This is a genomic window from Chitinophaga barathri, from assembly GCF_003807585.1.
In the GTDB taxonomy this organism is placed as follows: Bacteria; Bacteroidota; Bacteroidia; order Chitinophagales; family Chitinophagaceae; genus Chitinophaga; species Chitinophaga barathri.
Genome location: NZ_RMBX01000003.1, coordinates 231,649 through 249,036, shown reverse-complemented (window position 1 = coordinate 249,036; position 17,388 = coordinate 231,649). Strand labels below are relative to the sequence as shown.

Annotated in this window: 16 protein-coding genes; 4 read left to right on the top strand and 12 right to left on the bottom strand. The window is 54.9% G+C overall.

All coding sequences use genetic code 11. The features are described 5' to 3' along the window. Positions 1 to 37: 37 nt before the first annotated feature. From EG028_RS06835 to EG028_RS06810, 6 genes are all read right to left on the bottom strand, one after another. Positions 38 to 334 (bottom strand): putative quinol monooxygenase, encoded by a 297-nt coding sequence (locus EG028_RS06835; protein WP_120514830.1) that lies wholly within the window; start codon positions 332 to 334, stop codon positions 38 to 40. After that, on the bottom strand, positions 334 to 1,158 hold the full coding sequence (locus EG028_RS06830; protein ID WP_120514829.1) for an SAM hydrolase/SAM-dependent halogenase family protein: 825 nt from the start codon (positions 1,156 to 1,158) through the stop codon (positions 334 to 336). The genes EG028_RS06835 and EG028_RS06830 overlap by 1 nt, the downstream gene beginning before the upstream one ends. Positions 1,159 to 1,287: 129 nt before the next feature. Continuing rightward, the gene (locus EG028_RS06825; protein ID WP_120514828.1) at positions 1,288 to 2,103 is read right to left on the bottom strand and encodes an SDR family oxidoreductase; all 816 of its coding nucleotides are present in this window, start codon (positions 2,101 to 2,103) and stop codon (positions 1,288 to 1,290) included. A 77-nt stretch (positions 2,104 to 2,180) separates the two neighbouring features. Next, positions 2,181 to 3,350 (bottom strand): efflux RND transporter periplasmic adaptor subunit, encoded by a 1,170-nt coding sequence (locus EG028_RS06820; RefSeq protein WP_120514827.1) that lies wholly within the window; start codon positions 3,348 to 3,350, stop codon positions 2,181 to 2,183. A gap of 2 nt (positions 3,351 to 3,352) precedes the next feature. Then, entirely contained in the window at positions 3,353 to 7,717 is a 4,365-nt protein-coding gene (locus tag EG028_RS06815; protein ID WP_120514826.1) for a CusA/CzcA family heavy metal efflux RND transporter, read from the bottom strand. 88 nt (positions 7,718 to 7,805) lie between these two features. Then, on the bottom strand, positions 7,806 to 8,123 hold the full coding sequence (locus tag EG028_RS06810) for a DUF6660 family protein (protein ID WP_120514825.1): 318 nt from the start codon (positions 8,121 to 8,123) through the stop codon (positions 7,806 to 7,808). A gap of 108 nt (positions 8,124 to 8,231) precedes the next feature. Here EG028_RS06810 and EG028_RS06805 point away from each other — a divergent pair, with 108 nt between their 5' ends. Further along, positions 8,232 to 8,669 carry an SRPBCC family protein gene (locus EG028_RS06805; RefSeq protein ID WP_120514824.1) on the top strand — a complete coding sequence of 146 codons (438 nt, stop codon included), beginning with the start codon at positions 8,232 to 8,234 and terminating at the stop codon, positions 8,667 to 8,669. Positions 8,670 to 8,684: 15 nt separating this feature from the next. On the opposite strand, the gene EG028_RS06800 is transcribed toward EG028_RS06805, so the two are convergent. After that, positions 8,685 to 9,914, bottom strand: coding sequence for an RNA polymerase sigma factor (locus EG028_RS06800; protein ID WP_120514823.1), 1,230 nt, complete (start codon positions 9,912 to 9,914; stop codon positions 8,685 to 8,687). Beyond that, positions 9,907 to 10,251, bottom strand: a complete 345-nt coding sequence (locus EG028_RS06795) for a YciI family protein (protein ID WP_162946238.1) — start codon at positions 10,249 to 10,251, stop codon at positions 9,907 to 9,909. The genes EG028_RS06800 and EG028_RS06795 overlap by 8 nt, the downstream gene beginning before the upstream one ends. A 150-nt stretch (positions 10,252 to 10,401) precedes the next feature. On the opposite strand from EG028_RS06795, the gene EG028_RS06790 reads away from it, so the two are divergent. Then, positions 10,402 to 10,644: a hypothetical protein gene (locus EG028_RS06790; protein ID WP_120514821.1), complete on the top strand. Its 243-nt coding sequence runs from the start codon at positions 10,402 to 10,404 to the stop codon at positions 10,642 to 10,644. Between the two features lie 28 nt (positions 10,645 to 10,672). Here the strand turns inward: EG028_RS06790 and EG028_RS06785 are convergent, their stop codons facing one another. The 3 genes from EG028_RS06785 to EG028_RS06775 all read right to left on the bottom strand — a co-directional run bounded on the left by EG028_RS06785 (position 10,673) and on the right by EG028_RS06775 (position 13,015). After that, the gene (locus tag EG028_RS06785; RefSeq protein ID WP_120514820.1) at positions 10,673 to 11,956 is read right to left on the bottom strand and encodes a DEAD/DEAH box helicase; all 1,284 of its coding nucleotides are present in this window, start codon (positions 11,954 to 11,956) and stop codon (positions 10,673 to 10,675) included. A 296-nt stretch (positions 11,957 to 12,252) separates the two neighbouring features. Then, positions 12,253 to 12,651, bottom strand: a complete 399-nt coding sequence (locus EG028_RS06780) for a hypothetical protein (protein ID WP_120514819.1) — start codon at positions 12,649 to 12,651, stop codon at positions 12,253 to 12,255. 10 nt (positions 12,652 to 12,661) lie between these two features. After that, a complete protein-coding gene (locus EG028_RS06775) occupies positions 12,662 to 13,015 on the bottom strand; it encodes a hypothetical protein (protein ID WP_120514818.1) in 354 nt (117 codons plus the stop codon). Between the two features lie 166 nt (positions 13,016 to 13,181). On the opposite strand from EG028_RS06775, the gene EG028_RS06770 reads away from it, so the two are divergent. Both EG028_RS06770 and EG028_RS06765 read left to right on the top strand, forming a co-directional pair. Continuing rightward, positions 13,182 to 15,521, top strand: coding sequence for a family 10 glycosylhydrolase (locus tag EG028_RS06770; RefSeq protein ID WP_120514817.1), 2,340 nt, complete (start codon positions 13,182 to 13,184; stop codon positions 15,519 to 15,521). 95 nt (positions 15,522 to 15,616) lie between these two features. Beyond that, entirely contained in the window at positions 15,617 to 16,888 is a 1,272-nt protein-coding gene (locus EG028_RS06765; protein WP_241559044.1) for a DUF5690 family protein, read from the top strand. Here EG028_RS06765 and EG028_RS06760 read toward each other — a convergent pair. After that, positions 16,865 to 17,227, bottom strand: coding sequence for a DUF1304 domain-containing protein (locus EG028_RS06760; RefSeq protein WP_120514816.1), 363 nt, complete (start codon positions 17,225 to 17,227; stop codon positions 16,865 to 16,867). The two genes, EG028_RS06765 and EG028_RS06760, sit on opposite strands and share 24 nt — an antisense overlap. Between the last annotated feature and the right edge of the window lie 161 nt (positions 17,228 to 17,388).

Below are 17,388 nucleotides of genomic sequence, written 5' to 3'. Positions count from 1 at the left end.
AAATATTTACAAATATTTTAACTTTTGAACTGCGCATTTACGGCAGGTGGGGCGTCCGGTCATCCAGGCTCCAGGCTTCGGGTTTGCCGGTGAACCAGCCTTTGATGGCGGCCCATACGTCCGCAAACAGGGGAGAGTGGCGGTAATCGTCCAGGGAATCCTGCCCGTCCCAGATGCTGTAGGTGAAATACACGCCGATGTGGCTGCGGTCTTTCCATAGTTCCAGGTGGCTGCAGCCGGGGTAATGGCGGATGGCTTCCTGCCTGGTGGCAAAAAGGGCTTCAAATTCGGCGGACCGCGCGGGGTCCATGGTTAGTTTCACGATACGGATCATTATTCGAACAGGATTCTGACGGTTTGATAGAAAGAAAGCTGCTGGTAGGTGCCCTGTTGCAACTGGTCCCTTTTGAAGCCCTGCAGGCCGAAGAGGCCGGCGGCGTTTCCTTTGTTCACAGCTATCTCCAGGTACCCGGCGGAGTTAAAAAGGGCCAGTTTCTGCCCTTCGGGTACGTCCGCATACGTTTCGCTGATCTGGGTGATCATTTCATCCCGGCGGAACATAATGGCAAATTTGCGGCTTTTGCGCTGTTCCTCAAACTGTTCGCGGGTGATGTTCACCACTACGTTCTCAAAATTATCGATGTGAAGGATCTGTCCTTCGATATAATCTTCCCCGGTGAGGGGCTGCAGGTTGTTTTTGACGGTGATCTCGCTGGTGAGGGTGCCGGTATCCGCGAGGGAGGCGCCTTTGGTGAGCCTGGAAAGCGCTTTGGCCATGACGGCCACCATATTCAGCGTATTGCGGTTTTCCCCGGGGTCCAGCGGGATGCGGTATACTTCCGCGGGCATTTCCCCGGCGATCATGGTGAGCAGGCCATTGTCCGCGCAAAGGATAAACTGGTTGTTGTGACGGCCCAGCAGGAGGTAATCCGTTTTGCGGTCGAACAGGTTGTTCAGCACGAGGTGATAAGTGCCGTCCGGGAAATAACGGAAGGCGCTGCGGCAGATATAGGTGGCCTGCGGCAGGTTGAAGGGGGAAATGTGATGGGAAATGTCCACTACCTGTGCATCCGCGCAGTGTTGCAGCAACAGCCCTTTGATGGCGCCTGTCAGGTAATCCTGCAAACCAATGTCAGATGTCAGTGTGATGATGGGCATATGTAATAAAGCCGTGGCTTATGAAACACAGGGGTGTTGTAAAATCCTGTGCAAAGAAAATCAATTATTCAGTGCAAACGTTCAAAAGAGCGATAAAAAAAGGATGTATAACAAAATGAGGACCAGTTTTCAGGCTTCGAGGGGGGAGCCGGGCTCTTTCCTGAAATGGTTGAACACCAGGCGGTCCGCCCAGGCGGGCACCAGCCTGCTGAGCAATACGGTGAGCCTGCCCTGTGTAGTGAGTATCAGCGTGCGTTTCCGCTGGATAATGGCGCGCAGCGTGTGGCGGGCCACATCTTCGGCGCTCATGAGCTGGTCTTCTTTCAGCGGGGTTTCTTTTTGTGATTGCCCGGATTTGTCCAGCGCGGTATTACGGATATTGGAGGCGGTGAAGCCGGGGCATACCCACATCACGTTGACGCCTGTATGGAGATTTTCGGTGCGGAGAGCTTCCAGGAAACCCTGCATGGCGAACTTGGAAGCGGAATACCCGGTACGGCCCGGCAGGCCGCGGTAACCCGCTATGGAAGAAACGCCTACGATGGTGCCCTGGTTTTCGGTAATGGAAGGAAGGGCGTATTTCGTGCAATAGACGGTGCCCCAGAAATTGATGTCCATCAGGGATTTGAGCACATCGGGGCCGGTATCCTTAAAAAGCGCGCGCATGCTGATCCCGGCATTGTTCACCAGTATATCGATCTTGCCAAAGCGGTTCAGCGCACTGTTTATGAAGGCTTTGCATTCCTCCTCGCGGCTTACGTCCGCCGGGAAGATATGCAGCGCATCGGTGCCTGTCTCCGCCACCAGGGCCTCGAGGGCCTCCCGGTTGCGCGCGCAAACGGAAACGTTGGCGCCCGCCTGCAGGAAGGCAACGGCAAGGGCTCTTCCTATGCCGGAAGAAGCGCCGGTGATTACGACAGAGTTATGCTGGAATACGCTTTGCATCCAGCAAAAATAATGGGTAGCACCCCAAAAGAAAAATTTATTGCGGGCGAACGCCTGTTCGCCCGCAATAAAGTGTATCAATGAGCATGCCCGGCCTCGCCACTGTTCATCATCGCGGCCATCAGATCGCCGGCGCCTTTTACGGCAAACCTTGCATTGGCGGGCGTGCCGTCCGGCAGCCGCACTTCCGTATATCCGTTGCCGCTCACCCCGGTGGTGATTTCCTGTCTTTTAAAATGATTGGCTTCTTCCTCCGCGATGAACACGTAGTATTTGTCGCCTTCCATCACAATGGCCTCATCGGGAAGGGAAGGCACTTCCATGGCGCCGGTTTCCACCCAGGCCTTCAGGTAAGTGCCGGGCATCATTTCCCGGTCTTCCCGGTCCAGGTGGCAATGTACTCGGATGGTGCGGTCCGCGTCTATTTCCCGGCCAATGAGATGGACGGTAGCGGTGCGCTCTTCTGTTTCGTTGGAGAGTACGAACCGTACCTTACGCCCGATCTTCAGGCGGGGAATGTCTTTTTCAAACACGGTAAGCTCCGCGTGCAGGTGCTCCGTGTCCACGATCTCGAACATGGGCTCGTTCGCGTTCACAAACTTCCCGATGTTCGCGTTCACCTTCGTGACGTAGCCGCTGATAGGCGCCACCACCGGTATAGCCCGGATGATCGTGCCTTTTTCCAGGTTCGGTATGCTGATGTTCATCAGGATCAGTTTTTGACGCAGGCCTTCCATCCGCACTTTCAGGGTGCGGTGGTCCGCTTCTGTTTTCTGAAGGGTCTTCCGGGCGGTCACGTTTTCTTTGCTAAGCTCCTGCTGCCTTTCCAGCTCCTGCTCCAGGAAGCCGTACTGGGCTTTTGTTTCCAGGTAATCCTGTTGCAGCTGGATATAATCGGGATGCTCCATTTCCGCGATCACCTGGCCTTTGCGCACCCAGTACCCCTCGAGCAATTGGGTATTGCGCAGGATGCCGCCAAACGGCGTGGAAATGCTGAGCATCTGCTGCGGGGGTACGTCCAGCATACCGTTCACCTTGATGGCGCCGCTGAGGGAGCGTTTCTGCACCTCCGCCGTTTGCAGGCCGATGGTGCGGGCCTGCGCTGCGGTAATCTCCACTATGTCTTCTTCATGCCCGTGTCCGTCCGTATGTTCTTCCTTCCCGGTGCTGTCTTTCCCGGAAGGTTTGGAGGAATTGCCGCAGGATATAAGCGCGGCGGCGAAAAATATGATCAGTAATTTTTGCATGTTTATTCAGGTTTGTTGCCAGCGAGATATTGCAGGTGCAGGATACGCTGGTTGTAATTGTTGATCGTTTCCAGGTGCGTCTGCTGCACGTCCATGGAAGTGCGCAGGTTCTGGAGATATTCCACGTAGCCGATCTCCCCGTTGTTGTATGCTTTGCCGGCATGACTGATCATCAGGTCCGTCTGCGGCAGCAGGGAGGTTTCGTAGTACTGGAGGGATTCCTGGTATTTGAGGGTTTCCTGCAGGCTTTCGTTGTACATGCCGGAGTAGTTCTTCTGCTGCTGCTCGTAGCGGAAGGACGCTGCCTGCCGGTGCAGGCCGGCTGCTTTGATCTTCGCGGCCTGGGGTTTGAACCACAATGGAATGGAAAGGCCGGCCTCCAGCCCGTTGAAGCGGTTGCCGGAAGTGGCGAGCGGTGTGCCTGATGCATTCAATGGCGTGCCGTTGAGCGTTTGCGTGAAAAATCCGAGCGTGATATCGGGCAGCAGGCGGTTCTTTTCTACTTTCTGCTGTTTGTCCGCTATCACGGCTTGCTGGTGGTACCAGAGCAGACCGGGGTTTTGCGCCACGGCGGCGGAGTCCGCGGCCGTCATATCCAGCGCGCGCAGCGGCTCTTCCTGTACGGCCACGGATGGGCCGCTGTTCATCAGCGTTTGCAGGCGGGTGAGGTACAGCCGGATGTCCGCTTTGGTTTGCTGCAATTTTGTACGAAGCTGCTGCTGCTGGTTCTGCGCGGCGGTCTGCTCCAGCAGGTTGCTTTCGCCGGTGCGGAGTTTTACGCCCGCGGCTTTTACGAACCGGGCGTACACCGTGTCCTGCGCTTCCAGCTGATGTTGCAGCGCCAGCAAATATTGCAATTGATACCAGGTGCTTTTTACCTGGAACACGAGATTGTTTTTATCGGATGCCAGCTGCAGCTCACTGCTTTTGATGCCTTCGCCGGCCAGGCTGCTTTGCGCGCCCAGGAGGGTGGGGAAGGGTATCTTCTGCGAGATGCTGATGTTGTTATCGTTTTTAACGTAGCTGTTGTACTGGCCGTATTGCAGCGTCACGTCCGCCTTCCCGATCTCCGGGGCGGCGGCGCGCAGGTGCCTGCCTGCGTTCACGTCCATCTGCGCGGCCTGTATGCCGCGGTTTTGCTGTACCGCCGTGCTGATGCATTCGGGCAGGCTCAGCGGTTTTTCCTGTGCTCCCGCGGTGAATGGCAACACCAGCAGCGGCAATAACATTAACTTGTTCATAGTTCCTGTTTTTGTCCTGATCTTTTCAAAGTAGATATAAAACACCGGCAGCACCAGTAAGGTTAACAGGGTGGAGGTCAGCAGCCCGCCGATCACGACGGTGGCCAGCGGCTTCTGCACTTCGGCGCCCGCGCTTCCGGAAAGCGCCATGGGCAGGAAACCCAGCGAGGCCACGGAAGCCGTCATGAGCACGGGCCGCAGCCTGAGCCTGGTGCCTTCCAGCACGATCTGCCGGAGGTCCGTCATGCCGTCGTTCTTCAACCGGTTGAACTCCGCGATGAGCACGATCCCGTTCAGCACCGCCACGCCAAACAGCGCGATAAAACCCACGCCCGCCGATATGCTGAAAGGCATGCCTCTCAGCACCAGGGCAAACACCCCGCCGATGGCCGCCATGGGGATGGCGGTGAATATGAGCAGGGAATGTTTGACGGAGCGGAAGGTGAAATAAAGCAGCAGGAAAATGAGCGCCAGCGCGATGGGTACGGCTACGGACAAACGTTGCTGCGCTTCCCGCAGGTTCTCGAACTGCCCGCCGTAAGTGATAAAATAACCGGGCGGAAGTTTGATGTCCCGTTCTATCTTTTCCTGCACTTCTTCTACCACGCTGGCGATATCCCTGCCGCGCACGTTGAAGCCGGTAATGATCCTGCGTTTGGCGGCCTCGCGCTGTATCTGGTTGGGGCCGGGGGAATAGGTGATCTCCGCCAGCTGGTCCAGCGGCACCTGGTGGCCGTCCGGTGTGCTGACGAATATGTTTTTTACATCGCTGATATTTTCGCGGCTGGCCTGGTTAAACCGTACCACCAGGTCGTATCTTTTTTCGCCTTCGTACACCAGTCCCGCGCTTTGCCCGGCAAATGCGGCGTTCAGCGCCTGGTTCGCAGTGGCGATGCTGAGGCCGTGTTTGGCCAGCTGGTCGCGGTTCAGGCGCACCACGATCTGCGGCAGGCCGGTGATCTTTTCGAGATACAGGTCTTTGGCGCCTTCCGTGCCGCTCACGATCCTGCCTACCTGCTCGCTGAGCGTGGTAAGGGTTTGCAGGTCTTCGCCGAATATTTTCACGCCCACATCCTGTCTTACCCCTGATATCAGTTCATTAAAACGCAGCTGGATCGGCTGGGAGAAACCAAAACTGACGCCGGGGATGGTTTCCAGCGTTTCCTGCATTTTATTCACCATCTCTTCGCGGGTGGAAGCGGACGTCCATTCTTTTTTGTTCTTCATCAGCACCATTACGTCCACCGCTTCCATCGGCATGGGGTCTGTGGGTATTTCAGCGGAGCCGATCCTACCCACCACCTCTTTTACCTCGGGGTATTCTTTCATCAGCAGTTTGGAAGCGAGATTGATCTTATCGATGGATTCTGATAAAGAGCGGCCGGTGCTCAGCCGCATTTCAATGGCCAGGTCTCCTTCTTCCAGCGTGGGGATAAACTCCCCGCCCAGGCGCAGGAAAGTGATGAGGCTGGCCGCGAAAAGCAATACGGCAATAACGGTCACGATCACTTTATGTTTTAATGCGCTGTTGATCACCGGGCTGTACATCCGCTGAAACCAGTCCATCATCCTGTCGGAGAAATTCCTTTTGTGCTCCACGTTCCTGCTGAGGAATAAGGCGCTCATCATAGGCACATAGGTCAGTGAAAGAATGAACGCGCCAAGGATGGCGAAGCTCACGGTTTGCGCCATGGGCCTGAACATTTTTCCTTCGATGCCTGTCAGCGCCAGGATGGGCAGGTATACGATGAGAATGATGATCTCGCCGAAAGCCGCGGCATTCCTGATCTTACTCGCTGAGGTATATACTTCTTCATCCATCTGCGGCCGCGTGAGCCGTTTCAGCGGGCTTAGCCCGAGGTGATGCATGGTGGCTTCCACGATGATCACCGCGCCGTCCACGATCAGCCCGAAGTCGATTGCGCCGAGGCTCATCAGGTTGCCCGATACGCCGAATACGTTCATCAGGCTGATGGCAAAAAGCATGGCCAGCGGGATCACGGAGGCTACGATCAGCCCGGCGCGCAGGTTGCCGAGGAACAGTACCAGCACAAAGATCACGATCAGCGCTCCTTCGATGAGGTTTTTACTCACGGTGCCCAGCGCGCGGCCTACCAGGTCGCTGCGGTTCAGGTACACTTCCAGCTCCACGCCTTCGGGCAGGGACTTCCGGATCTGGTCTATCCTTTTTTCCACGCTTTTCACCACCACGCTGGCGTTTTCATTTTTGAGCATCATCACGATGCCTCCTACGGCTTCCCCGAACTTTTTGCCGTCCGCATGCGTGAGCGCGCCATACCTTATCGCTTCGCCGTAACGTACTTCCGCAATATCGCGTACCAGTACCGGGAACCCCTGCGAGGTACGGGATACGACGATGGCGCCGATGTCTTCCAGCGAGCCGATGAGGCCTTCGCTGCGGATAAAATAAGCGTTGGGCTTTTTGTCGATGTAAGCGCCGCCGGTGTTCTGGTTATTGTTTTCCAGCGCGGTGAACACATCGTTGATGCCGATGCGGTAGCTGGATAGTTTGTCCGGGTCGAGCGCTATTTCGTATTGTTTGAGTTTGCCGCCAAAACTGTTCACCTCCGCCACGCCGGGCGTGCCCAGCAACTGCTGGCGTACCAGCCAGTCCTGTATGCTGCGCAGCTCCATGGCATCGTATTTCGATTCATAGCCGGGCTTCGGATGCAATACATACTGGTATATTTCACCCAGGCCGGTGGATATCGGCGAGATCTCGGGATTGCCAATGCCGGCGGGGATGCGGGCGAGGGCTTCGCCCAGTTTTTCGTTCACCTGCTGGCGGGCCCAGTAAATGTCCACATCGTCGTGAAAGATGATGGTGACTACGGACAGGCCGAAGCGGGAGATAGAGCGTATCTCTTTCAGTTTGGGGATCACCGCCATGGTCTGCTCCACGGGAAAGGTGATGAGCCGCTCTACTTCCTGGGGCGCCAGGGACGGGCTTTGTGTGATCACCTGCACCTGGTTGTTCGTAATGTCAGGCACAGCGTCTACCGGCAGACGGCTGAGGGAATACACACCCCAGGCGATCAATGCCAGGGTCATCAGCCCGATGATCAATTTATTTTGTATTGAAAACCGGATAATCTTATTGAGCATTATTCAAAGCTGGGTTTAACGGCGCATACGCACGGGAATACGGCGTATGGCCTATACGTTAAAAAGGGTTGGTCCGCGTTAATAATGATCAGGAAAATCGGGGAGGCTGCCAGGGTACGCCGGTGAAGTCGTGCACGGGCGGGCAGATATAACTATCCGGGATCACAGCCAGCGGCTGGGGCCGGGAAAAGAATGCGGTGGAAGCGGGAAGGGTGGTGGTCACCGCGCAGCAATAACAGGCGCAGAAGGGGGAACAAAGATCGGCAACGTCCTGGTGATCTTCTTCCCCGTGCTCATGGAAAACGACTGCCGCGTCCCCGGCGGAGCCGCGGGCGTAGGCATCTGCGCAGGGCGAGGCTGAGCAGAAAATGATCCATATGCTTAACAGGAAGCAGAGCGCTTTCATGATGACAAAAGTAGGTAAACCGCCGGGTGTGGCATAAAGTATTTTTACAAGGTGGTTGCAAAAAGGAGCGGTTTTTGTTGGAGTGTAAGGGTATAAAACCAAAACAATATGTTACAGGACTTTGTTGTGAATCAGACCATTGACATTGCCGCCCCGGTCAATAAAGTGTGGAAATTCATCACCACACCCGCAGGTATGAAAGAATACCTTTTTGGCACCCATGCCCACAGCGACTGGAAAGTGGGCAGCCTCATCCGGTTTACAGGGGAGTGGGAAGGAAAACCTTATGAAGACAAAGGCACGATAGAAGTATTAGAAAATGAAAAGGTATTTGAGTATACCTATTACAGCTCCTTCAGCGGGGTGCCGGACCAGGCGGAGAATTATACGCTGGTGCGTATGGAGCTGGAACCGATAGAAACGGGTACGCGCCTGTCGGTAAAACACAGCAACTTCCCCTCGGAAACGGCCTACCAGAATAATGAAAAACACTGGGACCTGGCGCTGGACATCATCAAGGATAAAACCGAAGCGGAGCATACATAAACACCCGGTGCGGCGTCACGGCGCCTGCAGGCAGGCTTTGATCTTCCCGTGGATAAATGTTTCTTCTTCCGGCGAAGGCTTGCCCCACAATGCTTTGCGGTAATGCCGCAGGGCGAGATGATTATTATCCCCGTCCGCATATATTCTCGCCATGCTGCAATGCAGCAGGTGATGATGTTCCATAAACGGTTGCCGCTCCAGCTCTTCCAGCATATGCAGCGCCCTCCTGGACTGCCCCGCGAAATGCAGCGCCACAGCCTGGTTCAGCTGCACAAAAGGAGAGGGGGCCATCGTGTTTAACTGTTCATACAAGTTGGCTATCTGCTGCCAGGGCGTTTCCGCAAAGCCCGGCGCGGTGGCGTGCAGGTAAGCGATGGATGCCTCCAGGATGTAGGTGGAAGGTGCGGGCACGGTGCTGGCCTGCTTCAGGTAATCCGTAGCCACCCTGATCATATCGCGGTTCCAGAGGTTCCTTTGTTGTTTTTCCAGCTCCAGCAATTCCCCGGCTTCGTTCATCCGCGTTTCCCAGCGTGAAAGCTGGAACAGCATGAGGGCATACAGGGCCTTTGCATCAGGCACGGACACCCTTGCGCGGCGGATCACTTCGCGGGTGAGGCTCAGCGCATCCTCGCACAAACGTTCCTCTCTTATTTTCCATCCTTCGGTGAACACCACGTAGAGTACTTTCAACGCAAGGTCCACCTTGCCTTCGCTCCACCATACAAACCCGCTCCTGAAAGCAATGTCGCCGCTTTTCAGCTGCTGCCGCTGGCGGTAGATGATCTTGGAGATGCTATCCGCTTCCGAGCCCAGCAGCTCAGCGATCTGCTGCACCTGGAGGCCGAACACATAACGCAGCGCGGTCACCAGCTGCACCTTTGCGGCAAAACGGGTGTGCATGCAGGCAAAAAGAAGCCGGAGCAGATGAAGGTCGCCGTCCTCACTGTTTACAGGCATTACAGGATCGGCGGGCAGGTGTTCGAGGGGTACGTGGAACTGCCTGCGTACCCTGAAACGGGAGGCCTGGTTGCGGATGGTGGCGTACAGCCATGCATCCGGTTTGTCCGGCAGGTTTTTGGGCCAGGCGGCAGCGGCGGCGGTAAAGGCTTCCTGCACCAGGTCTTCCGCGTCTGACAATTGCAGGCTGGTGTAGCGCAGCAGCAGGTGGCTCACCATTTTCCCGAAATGTGCGCGGTAGAGCTTTTGCAGGAGCCCGGTCAATTGCATAACGTCACGATCACTCATGTACCAGCAAAGGTCTTACTTCTATCCCTATTTCGTTGTCAATTACAGAAGGGCAGCCGGCAGCCAGCGCCGCGGCTTCGTCCAGGCTCTCCGCCTGTATCAGCATATAACCGGTCACGCTCTCGCGGGATTCAGCAAAAGGCCCGTCTGTAGCGATGTGCGCCTTTTTTACATACCGCACGTCCGCATCCAGCGGCTCGCCGCCCAACAGGTTGCCGGAGCCGGCCAGCTGCTCAGCCCAGCTGGTCATCTTGACAATATCCGCCTGCAGTTCGGCTTCGGTCATGTTCTTCACGCGTTCCAGGTCTTCCCGGATCAATAACAGGAATTTTTTCATGGTGTGTCTGTTTTTTAAATATAGTACCATCCGCTTCATAAATCCGGACAGCGGGGCCCAATTTTTTTTCCGTTGCCAATATTCTGTATATTTCTCTAATATGACCCATTGTAAGAACTGCCAGACCCCTTTCGAAGGTAGCTATTGTCCATGATGGTGGTTTTCTTTTTCATCTTTATGCATGCGCTGGCCCGGGCATTTGGCATGCCTTACAATATCACGGGGCTGATACAGTTTGTGATTTCCTTTGTATATACTGTGCTGGTGATGTGGGGGCTGTTTCCTGACTTCCCGAAGTGGAAGGCGGTGCGCTATGAACTGATTATCCCGCTCATCTATTACCTGTTCACCTTCTGGCTGGTATGGGGCCTGTACCGCATATTCGGGCATTAGGGCATAAAAAAAACCATAAGAGATGATCTTATGGCCTTTTATTCTGTTTGTTTGGATTCGGTCTGTAATTCCTGCTGCTCCCGTTCTTCGGCTTCCCTTTTCTACCACCACCGCCGCCGTGACCGCCGTGGCCATTGCCACCGCCGCCGCCGCGGAATTTCGGCTGGTATTCCGGTGCCGGGCCCAGTTCTTCTGGCACGGGCGCTTTGGTTACCGCATGGCCCAGCAGCTGTTCGATGCGGGCAAAACGGCCCTGTTCTTTCGGGCTGATGAAGGTGTAGGCCGTACCGTCCGTGGCGGCCCTTGCGGTACGCCCGATGCGGTGGATATAATCTTCCCCGTCGTTCGGCACGTCGTAGTTGATCACCAGGTCAATGTCCTCGATATCGATACCGCGGCTCAGGATGTCCGTAGCCACCAGGCAGTTCAGTTTTTTATTCTTGAAGTTCAGCAGCGTCTGCTCGCGCTCGGCCTGCTCCAGGTCAGAGTGGATCTCGTCCACGGAGAACCTGGCGCGTTTCAACACATGGGTGAGCTGCTTTACGTTCTGCTTGCGGGAACAGAAAATGATCACGCTTTCTTTCTGCCTGCTGGTCAGGATGTATTTGGCCAGCGGCACTTTCTGGTCCTCATGCACCACAAATGCTTCCTGTTTGATCTTCTCAGGCGGTTTGGAAATGGCGATGTTCACCTGTTCCGGGTTGTTGAGGATCTTGAGGGCCAGCTTGCGCATCTTGTCCGGCATGGTGGCCGAAAAGAGGAGCGTCTGGCGGTCTTTGGGAAGGAAGGAGATGATCTTTTCTATGTCATCATGGAAACCCATGTCCAGCATACGGTCCGCTTCGTCCAGCACGAGGTATTTAAGGCCTTCCAGCTTTACATAACCCATGTTCAGATGGGCTATCATGCGGCCGGGCGTGCATATCACAATGTCCGCCCCGGAAGAGAGCGCCTTTTTCTCGGCGGCGAAAGAAGCGCCGTCCCCACCGCCATAAACAGCTATGGAGCTGATATTGGTGAAGTAGGACATGCCTTCCAGCGCCTGTGCGATCTGTACGGCCAGCTCCCTGGTGGGAACGATGATCATGGAATTGATCTGGTGCGCGTCGTGCGTATGCGTGAGGAGGTTCTGAATGGTGGGGAGCAGGAAAGCGGCAGTTTTGCCGGTGCCCGTTTGCGCCGAGGCTATGAGGTCCCTGCCGGATAAAATTATGGGGATTACTTGCTCCTGGACCGGTGTGGCGGTTGTATAACCCATCGCATCTATACCATCCAGTAAATCGTCGTCAAAGTCAAATTCGTGAAAATACAATGTATATATACTTTTGTTAATATAGGTAATATGTAAAGATAACGATAATCTCGCACTGCGGGGAGGTTTCCTTGATTTTCAGGGATGAACGGTGTTCGTGTAGGCTTTTACGTGATAAAACGGCTACAGCGAATGGTTGTACCGGAGGCTTGTAACCCTTCAGGGGAAGGGGTTTGATAGAATGGGGCCAATGGAGGGGCCGGGCGGAAGAAGCGGGAAAACCATCGTAACAGGGTCCCGCAAACTGTTAAAGAAATGATAAAGCCGGCCGCGCACACCCGCGGCCGGCTTCTTTTTTAAGCCTGTGGCCTCAGTTGGGCAGCTGCTTCAGCCAGCCTGCTTTTCTGTTTTGCGATCCTTCTTCCCCGGAAAAAGAGATACAGGTTCAGGAAAAGCATGATGCCGAGGTATATACAAAAGCCGCCGATCTTGGTGCTCAGCAGCTCCAGCATGGTACGCGTTTCTGTGATGTCTGTACTGATCTCCATGATATAAAACGCACAACCGAGATTGAGCAGGTAAAACCCTGTTTCGAACAGCCGGTTGGTAGCCCCGGCTATATCGGTTTTGCCACCGAAAATGTCCAGCATGAACACCTTGCTGTTCCGAAAAAGGATATGCGCTACATACCAGGTGAGCACAATGACAACGGGGAGGTAAATGAGATAGGCGAGGAAATTGAATGTGGTTTGCATAATACTGCATTTATGAATGAGTGAATGTATTTTTCCTTTTACTGATCACGTAAATGCCGGCCATGTTGCAATAATGGATCAGCGAAAGCGTGAGGATGATCCTGGCCGTCATTTCGGTGATGCTTTCCAGTAGTTCCGTGTAGGTAGTGATGGTTTCCCAGGTGCTGATCATGAGCGCGGCATACCCGAGGTTGAGCAGGTAATACCCGATGAGCAGGATGCGGTTGATGGCGTCCGTCAGGGATTCGTCCTGCCGCAGGAGACCGAGGATAAACAGCCTGCCGTTGCGGAAAAAACGCCGGCCCACCCAGATGGTAATAAAACCGGTGATGATAAAATAGATGAGATAAGCCAGCGTGTTCATAGGCTGCTGTTTGATAGTACAAAGTTATTCTGAAGTTTTGAATTTTCAAAACATTCTGAAAGATAAATATTCTAAATAATACTCTCCGGCAGGATAACGGTAAGCGCCCGTGAATTGCTCTTATACTAATAACAATCCTGTTTATTCAACCAAAATCCTTACCCCGATGCCTCGAATTCTACGTATCCTGCTGCTTTGCAGCTTTTTACCAATGGCCGGCTTCGCGCAGAAGACCCTGAAAAGAGAACTGCGCGGCGCATGGATAGCCACTTTCACCGGCATAGACTGGCCCAACAGAACACAAACCCCCGCCCAGCAAAGGGCCGCCTTTATCACCATAGCGGACCATCACAAGGCCACCGGCATGAACGTCTTGTTCGTACAGATGCGCAGCCAGTGCGACGCCATGTATCCCAGTGATATAGAGCCCTGGAGCGCGGACCTCACGGGCAGACAGGGCACCGCGCCTTCCACACCCTGGGACCCCATGGCCTTTGCCATCGAAGAATGCCATAAACGCGGCATGGAATTCCACGCCTGGCTGAACCCTTACCGCGCCACCAGCAACAGCGCGAATATTCCCAACTTCGCTGAAAATCATGTGACCCGGGCGCATCCCGAATGGCTGCTGAGCCAGGGCATCCTGCGCGTGCTGGACCCCGGCCTGCCTGAAGTCCGCGATCATATCATGAGCGTGATCACGGATATTGTGCACCGGTATGATGTGGACGGCATTCACTTCGACGATTATTTTTACCCGCCCAGTGCTCCCGCGGGCACTACGCCTTATAACGACGACACCACTTTTGCGGCTTACCCGCGCGGCTTTACCGTAAAGGCGGACTGGCGCAGGGACAATGTGAACCTGCTCATCCGGCGCGTGTACGACAGCATCAAAACCATCAAACCGTGGGTGAAGTTTGGCGTAAGCCCTTCCGGCATCTACCGGAACAGCACCAACCCCGCCATCGGTACGCCCACATCCGGGCTGGAACATTACACCACATTGTTTGCGGACACGCGCAGGTGGCTCCAGGAAGGATGGGTGGATTATATCATGCCGCAGGTATACTGGTGGATAGGCCAGCCCGGTGCGAACTACGGCGCTATCGTGCCCTGGTGGAACAACCAGGCGAACGGCAGGCATATCTATATCGGCATGGCCGGTTATAAAGTAGGTGACCTCGCCCAGGGCGCCGCCTGGCAGGATTCCACGCAGATACCCCGGCAGGTGAGGATGAACCGTGACAGCGTACATCAGAATATTTTCGGCCAGGCCGTTTATAATACAAACAGCCTGCGCAGCAACCGCAAAAACTTCCGAGACTCCCTGCGCCGGCACTTTTACGCACGCCCCGCGCTGCTGCCGGTGATGCAATGGAGGGACAGCATCGCGCCCCTGGCGCCGGAAGGTGTTAATGCGGCGCCTCTCGGAGAACACGTACAGCTGAGCTGGTCGCACCCCGGCGACCCGGCGGACCAGATGAACCGCGCCAGGCAATACGTGATCTATCGCTCGGAAGACCCCCTGATAAATACGGAAGCCGTGGAAAACATCCTGGCGCTGACGGATACAGCGGCGAATACATTCACCGATACTTCCGCTTTGCCCAATACTACTTACTACTACACGGTGACCGCATTGGACCGGTTTCACAACGAAAGCATGGTTTCCAACCTCTCCGCAAACCTGCCCCCGGAAATACTGTGCCCCGGCGATCAGCAGCTGAACGGGGATGCGGACTGCTCCGCCCAGATACCGGATTACCGCTCCCTGGCCATCATCAGCAACCCAACAGGTGTGACGATGGTACAACACCCGGCGCCGGGCAGCAGGGTGCAGCACAACAGCCTGGTACATATCGTCGCGTTTAATGCAGGCGGCAAATCAGATACTTGCACCTTCAGCATACAACTGCGCGACACCATCGCGCCGCAGATATCGGATATCGCACTGAGCCCGGCCATCCTTACCGTGCCGGACAACAGGCTGCATACCGTGAACCTGCAATACAGCGTAACGGATTGCAGCGCCGTGAGCAATGTGATCAGCATCACCAGCAACGAACCTGATTACGGGGCGCCGGACTGGGAGATCGTAAACGATCATACCGTGAAACTGCGCGCTACACGTAACCCGCTGGGCAACGGCAGGTTCTACACCATTACCGTTACTTCCACAGACGCATCCGGCAATACCAGCACCGCGGTTGCGCAGGTACTCGTGCCGGGCAACAAACCCTGGACGCATGGAGACGGCCTCGCGGTTACCGCATTGCCGAACCCGACCTTCCACCAGTTCGTGGTCGTAATGGCCAGCAAAGACCCGCAGCCGATCATGCTGAGAGTGTACAACAACAGCGGCGCGCTCGTGGAAACCCGCAACAATATTACACCGAACAGCACGATACTGCTGGGCGGCAGCTACAACGCCGGTATCTACTACCTGGAAATCATACAGGGCAACAAACGGCAGATACTGAAAGTGATGAAAGTAGGGCACTAAAAACAAAGACCATTTGCCAACTCAACACCACAGGGCTGTCCGCGTATGCGGCGGCCCTGTTTTAATTACGGATTTAACAACGTATCTTCCGAAGTATGCGCTTTACCCGTCGTGAAATAGGCGTGGCCCTGTTTGCCGCCTTCACCAGTTTCTCCGCTTATACCGCCATCTTTGCCTTCCGCAAAGCCTTCAACGTAGGGGCTTTTGGAGGGCATACGCTTTTCGGGCTGGATTATAAGACGGTGCTGGTAGCCACGCAGGTATTCGGGTATATGCTCAGTAAGTTCTACGGCATCCGGTTTATCTCCGGCATGAAACGGGTGAACAGGCACTGGCTGATACTGGCGCTGGTAGGTGTTTCCTGGGTCGCGTGGCTTTTATTCGCTTTGGTTCCTCCTCCTTATAATTTCTGGTGCCTGTTCCTGAACGGCTTCCCGCTGGGCATGTTGTGGGGCGTGGTGTTCTCATACGTAGAGGGCCGCAGGACCACCGACCTGATCAGCGCGGCGCTGGCGGTGAGTTTTATATTCGCCTCCGGCCTGGCCAAGACCACCGCGCAATGGGTGATGAACGCCTGGGGCGTGAGCGAGTACCAGATGCCTTTTGTGGTAGGCTGTGTGTTTATGCCCGCGTTGCTCATTTTTGTATTCCTCCTTGAAAAAATACCGCCGCCCACGGAAGCGGACAAACTACAGCGTATGGACCGGCAGCCGATGACGGGCGTGGAGCGCCGCGCCTTGCTGAAACGTTTCTGGCCGGGCCTTTCCATGCTGGTGCTGATCTACATCCTCGTCACCATCCTGCGCGAAGTGCGGGACAGTTTTATGGCGGATATGTGGCGGGATTCAGGAGCGGTATTTGAGCCGGGCGTATTTGCACAGACGGAGACGATCATTTCGCTGGTGATACTGGTGGTGATAGCCGCCATGATCTGGCTGCAGCATAACTTCACGGCATTTATGCTCACGCAGTGGATCATGCTGGCGGGGTTTGCGCTGGCGTTGACCGTTACGATATTACATGGCCGGGGGCAAACTGAAATGTTCACCTGGATGCTGCTCACCGGCCTTGGCCTGTACATGGTATACATTCCTTTCAACAGCATACTGTTCGACCGGTTTATCGCCGCGTTCCGTTTTGCGGGCAACGTAGGTTTCCTGATATATCTTGCGGATTCATTCGGTTACCTGGGCAGTGTGGGCGTTATGCTCGCCAAATCCGTTTTCCAGGTGAAAACGAACTGGCTGGACTTCTATATGCAACTGGTGCTGATAACAGGCTTTACGGGTCTGGCAGGCACCATCCTGAGCATGATCTACTTCAGGAGGAAACACCGGGGCTTTTTACAACACCCAGATCAGCAATAAAACGATCAGCGCGGGCAAGGCCTGCACAATGAAGATCTTTTTGCTGGCGGTAAAAGCTCCGTAAATACCGGCAATGGCCACACATGCCAGGAAAAACACCGCTACATGTTCCTGCCAGGCGGGATTGCCGATAAGGAGGCTCCATACCAGGCCTGCCGCCAGGAAGCCGTTGTAAAGGCCCTGGTTGGCCGCCAGTACTTTGGTAGGTTTGAACATCTCCGGGGGGATGGTCTTAAAAACCTTCGGCGCGCGGGTGGTCCAGGCGAACATCTCAAGGTATAAAAAGTAAAAATGCAGCAGGGCGATGAGCCCGATAAGGGCAAGGTTAATGGCGGCCATAGTCTGAGGTTTAATCTTTCCTGAAATATAATGGAAACTGGCCGTAATTGTTCAAAACCGGACACGGGCTGTATTGTAAACGGACAAACCGGCCTCCTGTTAATCCTTATTTTCCTTCAATATCAATCATTTATATTTCTGACCTGTTTTTTGATAAGTAG